This window comes from Agromyces seonyuensis (genome assembly GCF_009789225.1).
In the GTDB taxonomy this organism is placed as follows: Bacteria; Actinomycetota; Actinomycetes; order Actinomycetales; family Microbacteriaceae; genus Agromyces; species Agromyces seonyuensis.
Window position 1 is genome coordinate 105,516 of sequence record NZ_WSTA01000001.1, and the last position, 17,306, is coordinate 122,821.

General features: G+C 71.1%; 15 protein-coding genes. All 15 read left to right on the forward strand.

The features are described from left to right. Positions 1 to 17 precede the first annotated feature (17 nt). The 15 genes from rpe (at position 18) to pyk (ending at position 17,140) form a co-directional block, all read left to right on the forward strand. A complete protein-coding gene (rpe, locus tag GB864_RS00475) occupies positions 18 to 680 on the forward strand; it encodes a ribulose-phosphate 3-epimerase (protein WP_160422309.1) in 663 nt (220 codons plus the stop codon). Between the two features lie 67 nt (positions 681 to 747). Beyond that, positions 748 to 1,011 carry a phosphoribosyl-ATP diphosphatase gene (locus tag GB864_RS00480; protein ID WP_160422310.1) on the forward strand — a complete coding sequence of 88 codons (264 nt, stop codon included), beginning with the start codon at positions 748 to 750 and terminating at the stop codon, positions 1,009 to 1,011. Positions 1,012 to 1,055: 44 nt separating this feature from the next. Then, a complete protein-coding gene (gene hisG / locus GB864_RS00485) occupies positions 1,056 to 1,895 on the forward strand; it encodes an ATP phosphoribosyltransferase (protein WP_160422311.1) in 840 nt (279 codons plus the stop codon). 12 nt (positions 1,896 to 1,907) lie between these two features. After that, on the forward strand, positions 1,908 to 2,669 hold the full coding sequence (gene hisF, locus GB864_RS00490) for an imidazole glycerol phosphate synthase subunit HisF (RefSeq protein ID WP_160422312.1): 762 nt from the start codon (positions 1,908 to 1,910) through the stop codon (positions 2,667 to 2,669). Next, positions 2,666 to 3,097 (forward strand): phosphoribosyl-AMP cyclohydrolase, encoded by a 432-nt coding sequence (gene hisI, locus GB864_RS00495; RefSeq protein WP_160422313.1) that lies wholly within the window; start codon positions 2,666 to 2,668, stop codon positions 3,095 to 3,097. Before hisF ends, hisI begins: the two co-directional genes overlap by 4 nt. Before the next feature lie 47 nt (positions 3,098 to 3,144). After that, positions 3,145 to 4,668: an anthranilate synthase component I gene (locus GB864_RS00500; RefSeq protein WP_160422314.1), complete on the forward strand. Its 1,524-nt coding sequence runs from the start codon at positions 3,145 to 3,147 to the stop codon at positions 4,666 to 4,668. Then, positions 4,668 to 5,255 carry a Trp biosynthesis-associated membrane protein gene (locus GB864_RS00505; protein ID WP_236778788.1) on the forward strand — a complete coding sequence of 196 codons (588 nt, stop codon included), beginning with the start codon at positions 4,668 to 4,670 and terminating at the stop codon, positions 5,253 to 5,255. Before GB864_RS00500 ends, GB864_RS00505 begins: the two co-directional genes overlap by 1 nt. Positions 5,256 to 5,366: 111 nt before the next feature. Further along, positions 5,367 to 5,597: a DUF6704 family protein gene (locus GB864_RS00510; RefSeq protein WP_160422316.1), complete on the forward strand. Its 231-nt coding sequence runs from the start codon at positions 5,367 to 5,369 to the stop codon at positions 5,595 to 5,597. Positions 5,598 to 5,600: 3 nt separating this feature from the next. Then, positions 5,601 to 6,374 carry an indole-3-glycerol phosphate synthase TrpC gene (gene trpC / locus GB864_RS00515; RefSeq protein WP_160422317.1) on the forward strand — a complete coding sequence of 258 codons (774 nt, stop codon included), beginning with the start codon at positions 5,601 to 5,603 and terminating at the stop codon, positions 6,372 to 6,374. 60 nt (positions 6,375 to 6,434) lie between these two features. Then, positions 6,435 to 7,649: a tryptophan synthase subunit beta gene (gene trpB, locus GB864_RS00520; protein ID WP_160422318.1), complete on the forward strand. Its 1,215-nt coding sequence runs from the start codon at positions 6,435 to 6,437 to the stop codon at positions 7,647 to 7,649. Next, entirely contained in the window at positions 7,646 to 8,431 is a 786-nt protein-coding gene (gene trpA, locus GB864_RS00525; protein ID WP_160422319.1) for a tryptophan synthase subunit alpha, read from the forward strand. Before trpB ends, trpA begins: the two co-directional genes overlap by 4 nt. Positions 8,432 to 8,499: 68 nt before the next feature. Further along, positions 8,500 to 9,513, forward strand: a complete 1,014-nt coding sequence (gene lgt, locus GB864_RS00530) for a prolipoprotein diacylglyceryl transferase (RefSeq protein ID WP_336603824.1) — start codon at positions 8,500 to 8,502, stop codon at positions 9,511 to 9,513. A 119-nt stretch (positions 9,514 to 9,632) separates the two neighbouring features. Further along, positions 9,633 to 14,207 carry a glutamate synthase large subunit gene (gene gltB, locus GB864_RS00535; protein WP_160422320.1) on the forward strand — a complete coding sequence of 1,525 codons (4,575 nt, stop codon included), beginning with the start codon at positions 9,633 to 9,635 and terminating at the stop codon, positions 14,205 to 14,207. Further along, a complete protein-coding gene (locus GB864_RS00540; protein ID WP_160422321.1) occupies positions 14,200 to 15,657 on the forward strand; it encodes a glutamate synthase small subunit in 1,458 nt (485 codons plus the stop codon). The genes gltB and GB864_RS00540 overlap by 8 nt, the downstream gene beginning before the upstream one ends. A 67-nt stretch (positions 15,658 to 15,724) precedes the next feature. Beyond that, a complete protein-coding gene (pyk, locus tag GB864_RS00545; protein WP_160422322.1) occupies positions 15,725 to 17,140 on the forward strand; it encodes a pyruvate kinase in 1,416 nt (471 codons plus the stop codon). Positions 17,141 to 17,306: the final 166 nt, after the last annotated feature.

Consider the following 17,306-nt stretch of genomic DNA (forward strand, 5'->3'; position numbering starts at 1 on the left):
GAAGTAGGCTGGCGGCCATGACGACGCGGATCAATCCGAGCATCCTGGCCGCCGATTTCGCCAACTTCGAGCGCGAGCTCGGGCGCATCGCCAACGCCGACCTCGCGCACATCGACGTCATGGACAACCACTTCGTGCCGAACCTCACGTTCGGACTCGCGATGGTCGAGCGGCTCCAGCAGGTCACGCCGATCCCGCTCGATCTGCACCTCATGATCGACGACCCCGATCGCTGGGCCCCGATCTACGCCGAGACCGGCGCCTACTCGGTGACCTTCCACGCCGAGGCGGCGGCCGAGCCGGTCGCGCTCGCGCGTCGACTCCGCGAGATCGGTGCGCGCGCCGGCATCGCGCTGAAGCCCGGCACCGACTTGGATGCCTATCTCGAACTGCTCCCGGAGTTCGACCAGATCCTCGTGATGACGGTCGAGCCCGGGTTCGGCGGCCAGTCGTTCATGCCGGCGACGATGCCGAAGCTGCGTCGGTTGCGCGAGGCGGTCGACGCGTCGGGGCTCGACGTGTGGCTGCAGGTCGACGGCGGCATCGCCGCCGACACGATCGCGATCGCGGCGGAGGCCGGCGCCGACACGTTCGTCGCGGGCTCCGCCGTCTACGGCGGGGAGGTGCCCGCCGACCGCATCGAGGAACTGCGGGCGCTCGCCGCCGCGCACGCGCACTGAGCGGAGGCGGGGTCGCGCGTCGTCATCCGGTCCGGGTCGTGCGCGAAAGGCGGATAGCCTAGAACGCGTGAAAACGTTCGACGAGCTCTTCATCGAGCTGTCCGAGAAGGCTCGCACGCGCCCCGAGGGTTCCGGCACGGTCCGCGAACTCGACGCCGGCGTGCATGCCATCGGCAAGAAGATCGTCGAGGAGGCGGCCGAGGTCTGGATGGCCGCCGAATACCAGAGCGACGACGAGACCGCCGAGGAGATCTCCCAGCTCCTCTACCACCTGCAGGTGCTCCTGCTCGCCAAAGGCCTGAGCCCGGCCGACGTGTACCGACATCTCTGAGGTCCGCCCAGATGTCCGATCCGTACCGTCACGAAAGCCAGGGAATGCTCCGTATCGCCGTGCCCAACAAGGGCGCCCTCTCCGAAACCGCCGCCCAGATGCTCTGGGAGGCCGGGTACACGGGCCGCAAGGACCCGCGCGACCTCGTCGTCTCCGACCCCGCCAACGGGGTCGAGTTCTTCTACCTCCGTCCCCGCGACATCGCCACGTACGTGGGCTCGGGGGCGCTCGACGTCGGCCTCACGGGCCGCGATCTGCTGCTCGACTCCGGCAGCGAGGCGCATGAGATCGCCGCGCTCGGCTTCGGCGGCTCCACGTTCCGCTTCGCGGCACCGGCGGGCGCCTTCAGCGAGCTCGCCGAGCTCGAGGGCGTCCGCATCGCCACGAGCTACCCGGGCCTCGTCGGCGAGTTCCTCGCCCGCAGCGGCGTGAGCGCGACGCTCGTCAAGCTCGACGGCGCCGTGGAGTCGGCCGTGCAGCTCGGCGTCGCCGACGCCGTCGCCGACGTCGTGTCGACCGGCTCGACCCTCCGCAAGGCGGGCCTCGAGATCTTCGGCCCGGTCATCCTCGAATCGGATGCCGTGCTCATCGGCACCGACGAGACGATCCCCGGCATCGCGACGCTCGTTCGTCGTCTCCAGGGCGTCGTCGTCGCCCGCGACTGGGTGCTCCTCGACTACGACGTGCCGGTCGCCGAGCTCGAGCACGCCACGGCGGCCGTGCCGGGCTTCGAGTCGCCGACGGTGTCGCCGCTGCACGATCCCGAGTGGGTCGCCGTGCGCGTCATGATCAAGCGCAAGGGCATGAACCGGGTGATGGACGACCTCTACGCGCTCGGCGCGCGGGCCATCCTCGTCTCGGCCATCCACGCGGCGCGGTTGTAAGGGAGGGTCTCGATGAGCCTCGCCGTCCGCGTCATCCCGTGTCTCGACGTCGCCGCGGGCCGCGTCGTCAAGGGCGTCAACTTCCTCGACCTGCGCGATGCGGGCGACCCCGTCGAGCTCGCGGCGCTCTACGCCGGCCAGGGCGCCGACGAGCTGACGTTCCTCGACGTCACCGCGACCGTCGACGAGCGCGCCACCACCTACGAGATGGTGCAGCGCGTCGCCGAGCAGGTGTTCATCCCGCTGACCGTCGGCGGCGGTGTGCGCTCCTCGGAGGACGTCGCGCGCCTGCTCGGCCACGGCGCCGACAAGATCGGCGTCAACTCGGCGGCGATCGCCCGGCCTGCGCTGCTCTCCGAGATCGCCGACCGCTTCGGCGCCCAGGTGCTGGTGCTCTCGCTCGACGTGAAGCGCTCCGATCGCACCGAGTCCGGGTTCGTCGTCACGACGCACGGCGGCCGCACCGAGACGGCGCTCGACGCGCTCGCGTGGGCGAAGCACGCCGTCGAGCTCGGCGCCGGCGAACTGCTCGTCAACTCCATCGACGCCGACGGCACGAAGGCCGGCTTCGACCTCGAGCTCACGGCGCTCATGCACGAGCTCTCGAGCGTGCCGGTGATCGCCTCCGGCGGTGCCGGTTCGGCCGCCGACTTCGCCCCCGCCTGGCGCGCGGGCGCCGACGCGATGCTCGCCGCATCGATCTTCCACAACCGCGAGGTGACCGTCGGCGAGGTCAAGCGGGCCCTCGCCGCCGAGGGGGCGATCGTGCGATGACCGATCCGACGAACGAGGATGCCGCCGCCGGCGACGCCGAGGAATTCGAGCTCACGAGCGAGCACTGGGATGCGACCGGGTCCGTGCTCGACCGGGCGGCGTTCAACGCCGACGGGCTGCTGCCCGCGGTCATCCAGCAGTGGGACACCCGCGAGGTGCTCATGCTCGCCTGGATGGACCGAGAGGCCCTGCGCCGCACGCTCAGCGAGGGCCGCGTCACCTTCTGGTCGCGCTCCCGCCAGGAGTACTGGCGCAAGGGCGACACGTCCGGCCACGCCCAGTACGTGCGCGGCGCCGCCCTCGACTGCGACGGCGACACGCTGCTCGTGAGCGTCGAGCAGGTCGGCGCGGCCTGCCACACCGGCACCCGCACCTGCTTCGACGGCGACCCGCTCGCCGTCGTGCAGGGCGAACTCCCGGTCACCTGACTCAGCACCCTGATCCCGCACCCCACGCATCCCCCGATCGAGGAGCCATGACCCAGACCACGAGCCGCGAGGACTTCGACCGCATCGCCCCCGGGCGCAAGGTCGTGCCGATCGTGCGCGAGCTCTTCGCCGACGGGGAGACGCCCGTCGGCATCTACCGGAAGCTCGCCGGGGGCCGACCCGGCACCTTCCTGCTGGAGTCGGCGGAGCAGGGCGGAATCTGGTCGCGCTACTCCTTCGTGGGCGTGTCGAGCTGGGGCATCCTCACCGAGGCCGACGATCGCGCGCGCTGGATCGACGAAGGCCTCGACGCCGAGCGCGCCTTCGGCGGCGAGCTCCCCGAGCGACCGCTCGACGCACTCGCCGCCCTGCACGCGCGCTGGGCGACGGCGGCCGTGCCGGGTCTGCCGCCGCTCACCGGCGGTCTCGTGGGCTTCATCGGCTGGGAGGCCGTGCGGGAGCTCGAGCACCTGCCGAACCGTCCGCCCGCCGAGGGCGCAGCGCCCGCGCAGGCCTTCGGCTTCGTCGCGGAGCTCGTCGTGCTCGACCACCGCAGCGGCACGGTGCAGCTCATCGTCAACGTGCTGAACGACGGCGCGGCCGAGGCCGACGGCCTCTGGAGCGAGGCGCAGTCGCGGCTCGACGAACTGCAGTCCCAGCTCAACCGGCCGCTCGAGGCGCAGCTCGCCGCGATCGACTTCGACGTCCGCCCAGAGATCGCCCACCGCACCGAGCACGACGACTTCATCGCGGCCGTCGAACGGTCGAAGGAGTACGTGCGCGACGGCGACGTCTTCCAGGTCGTGATCTCGCAGCGCTTCGAGACGCCCGCCACGGCGCATCCCATCGACGTCTACCGGGTGCTGCGCTCGCTCAACCCGAGCCCCTACATGTACCTCCTGAGCCTCGAGGACGCGGCGGGCGAGCCGTACTGGATCGTCGGCTCGTCGCCCGAGGCGCTCGTGAAGGTGCAGGACGGCCGGCTCTACTCGCATCCCATCGCCGGTTCCCGGCCCCGCGGCGCGACGCCGGAGGCCGACGCCGACCTCGAGACCGAGCTGCTCGCCGACCCCAAGGAGCGCGCCGAGCACCTCATGCTCGTCGACCTCGCCCGCAACGACCTCGCGAAGGTGTCGGTGCCCGGCTCCGTCGAGGTGACCGAGTTCATGCGCGTGGAGCGCTTCAGCCACATCATGCACATCGTCTCCTCCGTCGAGGGCGACCTCGCACCGGGCCGCACGTCCGTCGACGCCTTCCGGGCGACGTTCCCGGCGGGCACGCTCTCCGGTGCGCCGAAGCCGCGCGCACTCGAGATCATCGACGAGCTCGAGCCCGCGAGCCGCGGCGCCTACGGGGGAGTGGTGGGCTACTTCGGCTTCGCCGGCGACGCCGACCTCGCGATCGCGATCCGCACCGCCACGATCTCCCACGGGGTCGCGCGCGTGCAGGCCGGTGCCGGGCTCGTCGCGGACTCGGACCCGGAGTCGGAGTTCGCCGAGTCGCAGAACAAGGCGGCCGCGCCGCTGCGCGCCGTCGCCGTCGCGAACGCGATGCGGCGGATCGAGTCGTGATGCGCCGCGCCAAGTCGACCTCCATCATCGCGACCCTCCTCGGTGCCGGGCTCGGCTTCCTCGCGTGGAGCCAGACCTGGTTCACGATCGAGCTCGTGCCCGGCGCCTGGTCCGAGACGACCCACGCCGTCGCCGGCGAGGTCGCGTCGCCGGCGCTCGCCGCGCTCTCGCTCACCGGGCTGGCGCTGGCCGCCGCGCTCGGCATCGCCGGCCCGGGCATCCGCGTCGTATTGGCCGTGCTCGAGGCGCTGCTCGGCGCCTGCATGGTGCTCGCTTCCGCGCTCAGTCTCGCCGACCCGCTCGGCTCGGTCGCGCGGGTCGTGACGGATGCCACGGGGGTCGCGGGATCGGGCACCGCCGAACTCGTCGACTCCCTGGCTCCGACCTTCTGGCCGATCGTCGGCATCTTCGCGGGCGCCGTGCTCGTCGCCGTCGGCGTCTTCGTGCTCGTCACGTCGAAGCGCTGGCCGGCAGCCTCCCGCAAGTACCGCGCGGTCCGCCTCGAGGGCGAGCGTCCCGCGGGCAACGCACGCGATCGCGCCGTCGACGACTGGGACGAGCTGACCCGCGGCGACGACCCGACGTGAGGCGCCGAGCAGGCCGCGCAGGCGCGACCGGCCCCGGTCACACGCACGTGGCGGTCCGAGGCCGCACGATAGACTTCCCCCGCATCCCCATCGAACATCAAGGAGCAACACATGACCTCTGAGTCCATCGAACCCGGCCACGGACACTCGCCGGCGGCCTGGACCGCGGTCGTCATCATGCTCGTCGCCTTCACGATCGGCACGGTGGCCTTCTTCTTCTCGGTGGTGTGGCTCGTCTGGGCCTCCGCCGCGCTCGTGGTCGTCGGCCTCCTCGCCGGCTGGCTGCTGAAGCGCGCCGGCTACGGCGTCGACGGACCGAAGTACCAGCCCAAGGGCCACTGAGTCGTGCTCGCCGATCTGACGGCGGGCTCCGTCGCCGACGCCGAAACGCGCCGGCAGCTCCGACCCTTCGACGTGGTCGAACGGGAGGCGCTCGCCGCGCCCGCAGCCGTCGACGCCCTCGCGGCGCTCGCCCCGGCGGAGCGCGTGAAGGTCATCGCGGAGATCAAGCGGTCGAGCCCCTCGCGGGGCGCGCTCGCGAGCATCCCGGACCCGGCGGCCCTCGCCTCGCTCTACGAGACCGGTGGGGCGAGCGCGATCAGCGTGCTCACCGAGCAGCGCAAGTTCGGCGGATCGCTCGACGATCTCATGGCCGTCCGTCGAGCCGTGTCGCTGCCGGTGCTCCGCAAGGACTTCATCGCGACCGCTTACCAGGTCTTCGAAGCCCGGGCGGCCGGCGCCGACCTGGTGCTGCTCATCGTGGCGGCGCTCGACGACGCCACCCTGCGCACGCTGTACGACCTCATCGTCGAACTCGGCATGACGCCGCTCGTCGAGACCCACTCGGCCGAGGAGCTCGACCGGGCCGCGCAGCTCGGTGCGGGGCTCATCGGCGTCAACGCGCGCAACCTCTCGACGTTCGAGCTCGACCGCGATCTCTTTGGCACCCTCGTCGCCCGCTTCCCGGCCGGCGCGATCAAGGTCGCCGAATCCGCGGTGCTCTCGCCCGCCGACGTGGCGCACTACCGCGCGGCCGGCGCCGACGCCGTGCTCGTCGGCGAGGCGCTCGTCACGGGCGGCGACCCGGTCGCCAACCTCGCCGCGTTCCGCGCGGTCTGACCTCCGTCGCTCCGGCGGCGCTCCCGACTTCCCGATCCCTTGCTCCTTTGGAGGCGCGACATGGCTCTCCGCGACCAGACCGGTCCCTACTTCGGCGACTTCGGCGGACGCTTCGTCCCCGAGTCGCTCGTGCAGGCCATCGACGAGATCGCCGAGGCGTACGACCTCGCCAAACTCGACCCGACGTTCCAGCACGAGCTGGCCGAGCTCGGCCGCACGTACAGCGGCCGGCCCTCGATCATCACCGAGGTGCCGCGCTTCGCCGAGCACGCGGGCGGCGCCCGGGTCATCCTCAAGCGCGAAGACCTGAACCACACGGGTTCGCACAAGATCAACAACGTGCTCGGTCAGGCGCTCCTGACCAAGCGGCTCGGCAAGACCCGCGTGATCGCGGAGACCGGCGCCGGCCAGCACGGCGTCGCCACCGCGACGGCAGCCGCGCTCTTCGGCATGGACTGCGTCATCTACATGGGCGAGGTCGACACCGAGCGCCAGGCGCTCAACGTCGCCCGCATGCGGCTGCTCGGCGCCGAGGTGATCCCGGTGAAGTCGGGCTCGCGCACGCTGAAGGACGCGATCAACGAGGCCATGCGCGACTGGGTCGCCAACGTCGAGTCGACGATGTACATCTTCGGCACGGTCGCCGGCCCGCACCCCTTCCCCGAGATGGTGCGCGATTTCCAGAAGATCATCGGCGAGGAGGCGCGCGCGCAGGTGCTCGAGCTGACGGGCGAGCTGCCGACCGCGGTCGCCGCGGCCGTCGGCGGCGGCTCCAACGCCATCGGCATCTTCCACGCGTTCCTCGACGACCCGACGGTCGCCCTCTACGGCTTCGAGGCCGGCGGCGAGGGCGCGGACACCCCGCGTCACGCGGCCACTATCACGAAGGGCCGCCCCGGCGTGCTCCACGGCGCCCGCTCCTACCTCCTGCAGGACGAGGACGGACAGACGATCGAGTCGCACTCGATCTCCGCGGGCCTCGACTACCCGGGCGTCGGTCCCGAGCACGCCTGGCTCTCCGCCATCGGTCGGGCCTCCTACCGCCCCGTCACCGACACCGCGGCGATGGATGCCCTCCTCCTGCTCTCGCGCACCGAGGGCATCATCCCTGCGATCGAGTCCGCGCACGCCCTGGCCGGTGCGATCGAGCTCGGTCGCGAGCTCGGCCCCGACGCGACGATCCTCGTGAATCTCTCGGGTCGCGGCGACAAGGACATGGAGACCGCCGGTACGTGGTTCGGCCTCTTCGACGAGCAGAACGGAACCGCCGAATGAGCCGGGTCGCAGACGTCATCGCCGCCAAGCGCGCCGCGGGCGGCGAAGTGCTGGTCGGGTACCTGCCGATCGGCTTCCCGGATCTCGACGCCTCGGTCGAGGCCGCCGTCGCCCTCATCGAGAACGGCGTCGACGTGCTCGAGTTCGGCATCCCGTACTCCGACCCGGTCATGGACGGCCCGGTCATCCAGGCTGCCACGACGGCCGCGCTGGCGAACGGGTTCAAGCTCCGCCACGCCTTCGAGGCCGTCCGCCGCGTCACCGAGCGCGTCGACGCGCCCGTGCTGCTCATGACGTACTGGAACCCGGTGCTGCAGTACGGCGTCGACCGCTTCGCCGACGACCTCGCGGCCGCCGGGGGAGCGGGGCTCATCACCCCCGACCTCATCCCCGACGAGGCGGGCGACTGGCTCGCCGCGTCCGACCGAACGGGGCTCGACCGGGTGTTCCTCGCCGCGCCGACCTCGAGCGACGAGCGCCTGCGCCGCGCGATCGAGCTCAGCCGCGGCTTCGTGTACGCCGTCTCGACGATGGGCATCACCGGCGCCCGCGCCGACCTCGACGTCGCCGCGCGCACGCTCGTCGGGCGGCTCCGCGACGCCGGCGCCGAGTCGGTCTGCGTCGGCATCGGCGTCTCGACGCCCGAGCAGGTGCGCGAGATCAACGGCTATGCCGACGGCGCCATCGTGGGCTCGGCCCTCGTGAAGTCGCTCGCGGACGGCGGCCCGAGCGCCGCCGGTGCCCTTGCGGCCTCGCTCTCGCACGGCCCCTCCGGCCACTGAAGTACCCTGACTGAGGCGCGCCGCGGGTCGGCGCGCCTTCCCCCGCACGTGAGAAAGGCAGACCGGGCGTGATCGCACCGCTGAGCATTCCGAGCCCGAGCGAAGACTGGCGCTACTGGGAGATCCCGGTCCCGTGGGGCACGCTCACGATCCACGCGTATGCGATCTGCATCCTCGTCGGCATCATCGCGGCCTACATCGTCACGAGCCGGCGTCTCACCAAGCGCGGCGGCGAGCCGGGCGTCGCGCTCGACGTCACCCTCTGGGCCGTCGTCCTCGGCATCATCGGGGCGCGGTTCTACCACGTCTTCACGCACCCGGACGACTTCTTCTACGAGGGCGCGAACGTCTGGAACCCCTTCGAACCCGGGTCGATCTGGGCGATCTGGGAGGGCGGCAACGCCATCTACGGCTCGCTCATCGGCGGCGCGATCGGCGTCTTCATCGGCTGCCGCCTGACGGGGCTGCGCTTCTGGTCGTTCGCTGACGCGCTCGCACCCGGACTGCTGCTCGCGCAGGCCTTCGGCCGACTCGGCAACTGGTTCAACCAGGAGCTCTTCGGCCAGCCCACCACGCTGCCGTGGGGCCTCGAGATCACCTACCCGAACCCCGCCTGGCCCGCCGGCCTGCCGGAGGACACCCTCTTCGCGCCCACGTTCCTCTACGAGATCATCTGGAACGTCGTCGGCATCGCGGTCATCCTGCTCATCGAGCGCCGCGGCGAAGGCGTGCTGCGCTGGGGCAAGGCGTTCGGCGTCTACATGATCTGGTACGGCACCGGTCGCGCCTTCCTCGAATCGATCCGTCTCGACCCGAGCGAGATGTTCCTCGGCATCCGCGTGAACATCTGGGCGTCGTGGATCCTCATCGTCCTCGGCATCGTGCTGATCCTCGTGCAGCGCCGTCGTCACACGGGTCTGGAGCCCAGCGTCTACGTGCCCGGTCGCGAATGGGTGGAACCCGAGCCTGGGGTAGACTCCGAGAGCACCGAGTCCGATTCAGACTCCGACGGCGATGAAGCCGAGACCGAGAACGCCGACGGATCGGCACCGGCCACAAGCCCACGCGGCAACGCCTCCTGACGGGGCCGCACCGCTTTCGCGACGTTCTCCACGCGGCCCGCACCTCAGGCCGCGTACCGAGACTTCCAGACGGGCCGACGACGTCCCTGTCATTCGACGACAAGCAGAGGACGGTCAACGTGTCGCCTACCCCTCCCTTCGCACGGTTCTCCGCCGTGCCCGCCGCCCAGGGGCTCTACGACCCGGCCGACGAGCGCGACGCCTGCGGCCTCGCGATGGTGGCGACCCTGCGGGGTACCGCCGGGCACGACATCATCCAGGCGGCGCTCGACGCGCTGCGCCACCTCGAGCACCGCGGCGCGGTCGGCTCGGACGCCGGCACCGGCGACGGTGCGGGCATCATCACGCAGATCCCCGACGAGTTCCTCCGTGCAGTGGTGACCTTCCCGCTGCCCGCCGTGGGGGAGTACGCGGTCGGCAACGCCTTCCTCCCGATGGACCCGAGCGCGCGCAGCGACGTCAAGCGCAGATTCCAGGCGATCGCCGAGTCCGAGGGCCTCACGGTCCTCGGCTGGCGCGAGGTGCCCGTGCGGCCCGACGAGCTCGGCACCCTGGCGCGCGCCGCCATGCCGGCCGTGCAGCAGCTCTACGTCGCCGCCGCCCCCGTCGAGGGCGTCGACGCACCCGCGGGCATCGACCTCGACCGCCTGACGTTCCGCGTGCGCAAGCGCGCCGAGCGCGAGCTCGAGCTCTACTTCGCGTCGCTCTCGGCGCGCACCCTCGTCTACAAGGGCATGGTGACGACGCTCCAGCTGGAGCCGTTCTACCCCGACCTCTCCGACGAGCGCTTCGCCTCGAAGCTCGCCCTCGTGCACTCGCGCTACTCGACGAACACGTTCCCGTCGTGGCCGCTCGCCCAGCCGTTCCGCATGATCGCCCACAACGGCGAGATCAACACGGTGCAGGGCAACCGCAACTGGATGCGCGCGCGCCAGTCGCAGCTCGAGTCCGAGGTCCTCGGCGACCTCGCGCCGCTGCAGCCGATCGTCACGCCCGGCGCGTCCGACTCGGCCTCGTTCGACGAGGTCGTGGAGCTGCTGACGCTCGCCGGCCGTTCGCTGCCGCACGCCGTCATGATGATGGTGCCCGAGGCCTGGGAGAACCAGACCGAGATCGACCCGGTCCGCCGCTCGTTCTACGAGTACCACTCGATGCTCATGGAGCCGTGGGACGGCCCTGCCGCGATCGTCTTCACCGACGGCTCGCTCGTCGGCGCCACGCTCGACCGCAACGGCCTGCGCCCCGGCCGCTACCTCGTCACCGACGACGGCCTCGTCGTGCTCGCGAGCGAGATCGGCGTGCTCGACTTCCCGCAGTCGAAGATCGTCCGCAAGGGCCGCCTGCAGCCCGGCAAGATGTTCCTCGTCGACACCGAGGCCGGCCGCCTCATCGAGGACGAGGAGATCAAGTCCGAGCTCGCGGCCTCGGAGCCGTGGGGCGAGTGGCTCGACGCGCAGCGCATCAAGCTGTCCGACCTGCCCGAACGCGAGCACATCGTGCACCCGCCGACGTCGGTCTCCCGTCGCCAGCGCACCTTCGGCTACACGGAGGAGGAGGTCAAGATCCTCCTGACCCCGATGGCGAAGACCGGTGCCGAGCCGCTCGGCGCCATGGGCTCCGACACCCCCATCGCCGTGCTCGCCGAGCGTCCCCGGCTGCTCTTCGACTACTTCGTGCAGCAGTTCGCGCAGGTCACCAACCCGCCGCTCGACTCGATCCGCGAGGCCGTCGTGACCTCGCTCGGCACGTCGCTCGGCCCCGAGCGCAACCTGCTCGCGGCGACGCCCGAGCACGCGCGCCAGGTCGTGCTGTCGTTCCCGGTGATCGACAACGACGAGCTCGCGAAGATCGTGCACATCAACCCCGCGAAGGATGCCTCGACGACGGCGACCATCAAGGGTCTGTACCGCGTCGACGCGGGTCCCGACGCCCTGCGCACGCGGCTCGAGGAGATCCGCGGCGAGGTCGACCGCGCCATCGAGGCCGGCGCCGCGTTCATCGTGCTCTCCGACCGCGATTCGACGCGCGACCTCGCTCCGATCCCGTCGCTGCTGCTGACCTCGGCCGTCCACCACCACCTCATCGCCTCGTCGAACCGCATGAAGGTCGGTCTGCTCGTCGAGGCCGGCGATGTGCGCGAGGTGCACCAGGTCGCGCTCCTCATCGGCTACGGCGCGGCGGCGGTCAACCCGTATCTCGCCATGGAGACGAGCGAGCAGCTCGTGCGCTCGGGCGTCATCACCGGCATCACGCCGGAGCAGGCCGTCCGCAACGTCATCAAGGCGCTCGGCAAGGGCGTGCTGAAGATCATGTCGAAGATGGGCGTCTCGACGATCTCGTCGTACGCCGGCGCGCAGGCGTTCGAAGCCGTCGGCCTCTCCAACGAGCTGGTCGCCGAGTACTTCGCCGGCACGACCTCCAAGCTCGGCGGCGTCGGACTCGACGTCATCGCGGCCGAGAACCTCGCCCGCCACCAGGCGGCCTTCCCCGAGGACGCCGCGGCCCGCGCGCACGAGCGCCTCTCGACGGGCGGCGAGTACCAGTGGCGCCGCGACGGCGCGCCGCACCTCTTCAACCCGGAGACGGTGTTCCGGCTGCAGCACTCGACGCGCAACCGCCGCTACGACGTGTTCCGGGAGTACACGAAGCTCGTCGACGACCAGGCCGACGAGCTGAAGACCCTGCGCGGCATGTTCACGCTGCGCACGGGCACGCGTCCCGCGGTGCCGCTCGACGAGGTCGAGCCCATCGAATCGATCCTGAAGCGCTTCTCGACGGGTGCGATGAGCTACGGCTCCATCTCGAAGGAAGCGCACGAGACGCTGGCGATCGCGATGAACCGCATCGGCGGCAAGTCGAACACGGGCGAAGGCGGCGAGGACCTCGACCGTCTCCTCGACCCCGAGCGCCGCAGCGCCATCAAGCAGGTCGCCTCGGGCCGCTTCGGCGTCACGAGCATGTACCTGACGCACGCCGACGACATCCAGATCAAGCTCGCCCAGGGCGCCAAGCCCGGCGAAGGCGGCCAGCTGCCGCCGGCGAAGGTGTACCCGTGGGTCGCCCGCACCCGGCACGCGACCGCGGGCGTCGGCCTCATCTCGCCGCCGCCGCACCACGACATCTACTCGATCGAAGACCTGAAGCAGCTGATCTTCGACCTCAAGCGGTCGAACCCGAAGGCGCGCATCCACACGAAGCTCGTCAGCCAGTCGGGCATCGGCGCGGTCGCCGCGGGCGTCGCGAAGGCGCTCTCGGACGTCATCCTCGTCTCGGGCCACGACGGCGGCACTGGCGCGAGCCCGCTCAACTCGCTCAAGCACGCGGGCACGCCGTGGGAGCTCGGCCTCGCCGAGACGCAGCAGACGCTCATGCTCAACGGCATGCGCGACCGCGTCGTCGTGCAGGTCGACGGCCAGCTCAAGACCGGGCGCGACGTCGTGATCGGCGCGCTGCTCGGCGCCGAGGAGTTCGGCTTCGCGACGGCACCCCTCGTGGTCGAAGGATGCGTCATGATGCGCGTCTGCCACCTCGACACGTGCCCCGTCGGCGTCGCCACCCAGAACCCCGTGCTGCGCCAGCGCTTCAGCGGCAAGCCCGAGTTCGTCGTGAACTTCTTCGAGTTCATCGCGCAGGAGGTGCGCGAGTACCTCGCGGAGCTCGGCTACCGCTCGCTCGACGAGATCATCGGCCGCAACGAGCTGCTCGACATGAACCGTGCGATCGACCACTGGAAGACCGACGGCCTCGACCTCGCGCCGATCCTCGTCGGACCGGACTTCTCGGCGTCCGAGCCGCGCAAGCACGGCCGCGCGCAGTTGCACGAGCTCGACGAGCACTTCGACAACGAGCTCATCGCGCGCTCCCGCACCGTCATCGACGGCGGCGGTTCGGTGCGCATCGAGCTGCCCATCAAGAACACCGAGCGCGCCGTCGGCACGATGATCGGCCACGAGGTCACCCGCCGCCACGGCGAGCAGGGCCTGCCGGACGGCAGCATCGACGTCACGCTCACGGGTTCGGCCGGGCAGTCGTTCGGCGCGTTCATGCCGCACGGCATCACGCTGCGCCTCGTCGGCGACTCCAACGACTACGTCGGCAAGGGCCTCTCGGGCGGCACGGTCATCCTGCACCCGGCGCCCGACGCGGTCTTCGCCGCGGAGCACAACGTCATCGCCGGCAACGTCATCGGCTACGGCGCCACGAGCGGGAGCATGTTCCTCTCCGGCATCGTCGGCGAGCGGTTCCTCGTGCGCAACTCGGGTGCGACGGCCGTCGTCGAGGGCGTGGGCGACCACGCGCTCGAGTACATGACGGGCGGCCTCGCCCTCATCCTCGGCGACACCGGCCGCAACCTCGGCGCCGGCATGTCGGGCGGCACGGCCTACGTGCACGCCCTGTCGGCCGAGCGCGTCAACCGCGAGGCGATCGCCTCCGGGGAACTGCAGCTCATCGAACTGGGCAGCGCGGACCGCGAGATCGTCCGCGACCTGCTCGAGGCGCACGTCGCCGCAACCGGATCCGCGCTCGCCCGTCGCATGCTCGACGAGGGCGACGACGCGCTGGATCGTTTCGTCAAGGTGCTTCCGCGCGACTACGCAGCGGTGCTCGAGACCCGGCAGACCGCGGTCGCCGAGGGTCTCGACCCCGACTCCGACGTCGTGTGGTCGCGGATCATGGAGGTGACCGGTGGCTGACCCGAAGGGCTTCCTCAAGGTCACGGAGCGGGAGCTGCCCAAGCGGCGCCCCGTCCCCGTGCGGATCATGGACTGGAAAGAGGTCTACGAGCAGGGCGACCCGGCCCAGCTGCGTCGGCAGGCGGGCCGCTGCATGGACTGCGGCGTCCCGTTCTGCCACCAGGGCTGCCCGCTCGGCAACCTCATCCCGGAGTGGAACGACCTGACGTGGCGCGGCGAGGGCCGCGCCGCGATCGACCGTCTGCACTCGACGAACAACTTCCCCGAGTTCACGGGCCGGCTCTGCCCGGCCCCGTGCGAGTCGTCGTGCGTGCTCGGCATCAACCAGCCGGCGGTCACGATCAAGCAGGTCGAGGTGTCGATCATCGACGAGGCGTTCAGCAACGGCTGGGTGCAGCCGCACCCGCCGGCACGCCTCACCGGCAAGACGGTCGCTGTGGTCGGCTCGGGCCCGGCTGGCCTCGCCGCCGCGCAGCAGCTCACCCGCGCGGGCCACACCGTCGCCGTCTACGAGCGCGACGACCGCATCGGCGGCCTGCTCCGCTACGGCATCCCGGACTTCAAGATGGAGAAGCGTCAGATCGACCAGCGCCTCGCCCAGATGACGGCCGAGGGCACCCGATTCCGCGCCGGCGTCGACATCGGCACCGACATCACGTGGGCCCAGCTCCGCGAGCGCTACGACGCCGTGGTGGTGGCCACGGGCGCCATGGTGCCGCGCGACCTGCCGATCCCCGGCCGCGATCTCCCCGGCGTGCACTTCGCCATGGAGTACCTGACCCAGTCGAACCACGCCGTCGCCGGCGACCAGGTGCCCGGCCAGCTGACGGCCGAGGGCAAGCACGTCGTCGTCCTCGGCGGCGGCGATACCGGCGCGGACTGCATCGGCACGGCGCACCGCCAGGGCGCGCTCTCGGTGACGAACCTCGCGATCGGCAAGCAGCCCTCGGAGATCCGTCCGGTCGGACAGCCCTGGCCGATGCACCCGACGCTGTTCGAGGTCCAGTCGGCGCACGAGGAGGGCGGCGAGCGCGAGTACCTCGTCTCGACCGTCGAGTTCCTGCACAACGACGCCGGCGAGGTCCGGGCGATCCGCGTCGCCGAGACGGAGTTCGTCGACGGCAAGCGCCTCCCGAAGGCCGGCACCGAGCGCGAGATCCCCGCGGACCTCGTGCTGCTCGCCCTCGGCTTCACCGGCCCGGAGCAGCAGACGCTGCGCGACCAGATCGGCCTCCCGTTCGACGGCCGCGGCAACGCGGCGCGCGGCGCGGACTACGACACCAGCCTGCCGGGCGTGTTCGTCGCGGGCGATGCAGGGCGAGGCCAGTCCCTCATCGTCTGGGCCATCGCGGAGGGACGTGCTGCAGCCGCGGCCGTCGACCGCTACCTTGAAGGTGACACCCGTCTCCCGTCTCCGATCCAGGCGACGGCACGGGCGATCGCCGTGTGATTTCCGCGCGCCGCGCGGAAGCATCCGATTCGGCAGGCCACTGCCGAGAACAGGAAGACACCATCAAATGAGACGAGCGAAGATCGTCGCCACGCTCGGGCCCGCAACCTCGAGCTACGAACAGATCCGGGGCATCATCGATGCCGGAGTGGACGTGGCGCGAATCAACCGCAGCCACGGCTCCTTCGAGGAGCACGAGGCGTCCTACGCCAACGTGCGCAAGGCCGCGGCCGACGCCGGTCGCGCCGTCGCGGTCCTCGTGGACCTCCAGGGACCGAAGATCCGACTCGGCCGTTTCGCCGACGGCCCGCACGACCTCGCCGTCGGCGACATCTTCAAGATCACGACCGAGGAGATCCTCGGCACGAAGGAGATCGTCGGCACCACCTTCAAGGGCCTCCCGCAGGACGTGAAGCCGGGAGACTTCCTCCTCATCGACGACGGCAAGGTCCGCGTCGAGGTCGTCGAGACCGACGGCGTCACCGTCACGACCCGCGTCGTGGTGGCCGGCCCGGTCTCGAACAACAAGGGCATCAACCTGCCGGGCGTCGCCGTGAGCGTCCCCGCGCTGTCGGAGAAGGACGAAGAGGACCTGCGTTGGGCCCTCGGCCTCGGCGCCGACCTCATCGCACTCTCGTTCGTGCGCAACGCCGAGGACATCGAGCGCGTCCACGAGATCATGGACGAAGAGGGGCGCCGCATCCCCGTCATCGCCAAGGTCGAGAAGCCGCAGGCCGTCGATGCGCTCGAGGAGATCATCGAGGCCTTCGACGCGATCATGGTCGCCCGTGGCGACCTCGGCGTCGAGCTGCCGCTGGAGGCGGTGCCGATCGTGCAGAAGCGCGCGGTCGAGATCGCCCGTCGTCTGGCCAAGCCGGTCATCGTCGCGACCCAGATGCTCGAGTCGATGACGCACTCGCCGGTGCCGACCCGCGCCGAGACGTCCGACGTCGCCAACGCGGTGCTCGACGGCGCCGACGCGGTCATGCTCTCGGGCGAGACGAGCGTGGGCGAGTACCCCGTCGTCACCGTGCAGACGATGGCGCGCATCGTCGAGTCCACCGAGCGCCACGGCCTCGACCGCGTGCCGCCGCTCGGCACCAAGCCGCGCACCCAGTCGGGCGCGATCACCCTCGCGGGCGCGGACATCGCAGAGTTCGTCGGCGCGAAGTACCTCTGCGTCTTCACGGAGACGGGCGAGTCGGCGCGCCGCATGGCGCGTCTGCGGAGCCCGATCCCCATCCTGGCGTTCACGCCGGAGCAGGCCATCCTGCGCCGCATGTCGCTGTTCTGGGGCGTCGAGTCCTTCGTCGTCGGCCGCGTCACCCACACCGACCAGATGGTCGCCCAGGTGGACGAGGTCCTCGTGAAGTCCGGCCGTGTGCAGGAGGGCGACCCGGTCGTCATCATCTCCGGTTCCCCTCCCGGTATCCCGGGCACCACGAACGACGTGCGCGTGCACCGGGTCGGCGAAGTGCTCTGACCTTCCGCGCTGCGCGAACGGGCCGCATCCCTCCGGGGGTGCGGCCCGTTCGTCGTCCCCGTCGTCGGCGGGCGGGCGCGGCGGCGCGGATGCCGTCGCGGCGGCCGCGCGGGGCCAGCGCACGAGCGCGCCTCGCCGTCATCCCGTGCCGAGTCGTACCGAACCC